1 tRNA gene and 1 rRNA gene are annotated in these 483 nt (G+C 48.9%); both read left to right on the top strand.

The window, feature by feature from the left end:
• A 16S ribosomal RNA gene (locus tag IV91_RS0114855) occupies nucleotides 1–93 on the top strand; the annotation flags it as partial.
• A 53-nt stretch (nucleotides 94–146) separates the two neighbouring features.
• Nucleotides 147–222 (top strand) — tRNA-Ala (locus IV91_RS0114850).
• Nucleotides 223–483 lie beyond the last annotated feature (261 nt).

Genomic DNA, 483 nt, shown 5'->3' with positions numbered 1-483 from the left:
GCAAGGGGGGCGCTTACCACGGTATGATTCATGACTGGGGTGAAGTCGTAACAAGGTAGCCGTAGGGGAACCTGCGGCTGGATCACCTCCTTTAAGATCCCTTAGTTAGTACCCACACCTATCGGTGTCATGTGCGAGCCCGTTACGGGGGTGTAGCTCAGCTGGGAGAGCACCTGCTTTGCAAGCAGGGGGTCATCGGTTCGATCCCGTTCACCTCCACCACAGACTGTTGTCTCACTGTGGGGCCAAGAGAATAAAATCAAGTTAATCAATTTGATTTTGGTCTTTTGACCAACCTGTTGTATCGGTATGCTCTTTAACAAACTGGATGAAGTAAAGGATTTGACTGCTACGAAGGGAAGAGGGCTGGTCGCGAGACTGGTTTAATTTCAAGAAAGCGTAGTGGTCAGATACTGGGTTAGATTGTATTGACACCTTCTTTGAGAGAGGGAGGTGAGATAAACACGAGCTTATAGCATTTGG

Source organism: Ferrovum myxofaciens (assembly GCF_000735045.1).
In the GTDB taxonomy this organism is placed as follows: Bacteria; Pseudomonadota; Gammaproteobacteria; order Burkholderiales; family Ferrovaceae; genus Ferrovum; species Ferrovum myxofaciens.
This window is presented reverse-complemented; position numbering and strand designations above follow the sequence as displayed.